Origin of the sequence: Flavobacterium petrolei (assembly GCF_003314435.2) — a bacterium.
Taxonomy (GTDB): Bacteria; Bacteroidota; Bacteroidia; order Flavobacteriales; family Flavobacteriaceae; genus Flavobacterium; species Flavobacterium petrolei.
Map to the genome: position 1 here is coordinate 1 of NZ_QNVY02000017.1, position 602 is coordinate 602.

A 602-nucleotide genomic window follows, 5' to 3' on the forward strand; every position below is an offset into this window, starting at 1 on the left:
TGAAGTTTTATCAAACAAACCTGCGAAAGGTCATGTTGCAAAAGCAAACACGGCTCCTAAGCGCTTCATTCGTGAATTCAAAAATGTTGAGCTAGGAGAATATGAAGTAGGAAAAGAAATTACAGTAGATGTTTTCCAAGCAGGAGACATTATTGATGTAACAGGTACTACGAAAGGTAAAGGATTCCAAGGGGTTATCAAACGCCATGGACAAAGCCGCGGACCAATGGCTCACGGTTCTCGTTACCATCGCCGTCCTGGGTCAATGGGTCCAATTGCACCTAGCCGTGTATTCAAAAACAAACGTCTTGCTGGCCGTATGGGTGGCAACCGCGTAACTATCCAAAACTTGGAAGTTGTACGTGTAGATGCAGAAAGAAATGTTATCTTAATCAAAGGTAATGTTCCTGGAGCGAAAAAATCTTTAATCACTATCAAATCAGCTGTGAAAGCTAAATAATTGTAGGAAGAAAGGAGGAACTAAGGAATGCCGAATGTAGCATTATTCAAACAAGATGGAAGCCAAAACGGTGAAATCACACTTAACGAAGAAATCTTCGGAATTGAACCTAATGAAAGTGTTGTTTACGATGCAATCGTAA

General features: G+C 40.7%; 1 protein-coding gene. It reads left to right on the forward strand.

All coding sequences use genetic code 11. The features are described from left to right. The coding region (gene rplC, locus DR871_RS16320; protein ID WP_113667256.1) for a 50S ribosomal protein L3 at positions 1 to 460 on the forward strand (460 nt) is incomplete at its 5' end. Between the last annotated feature and the right edge of the window lie 142 nt (positions 461 to 602).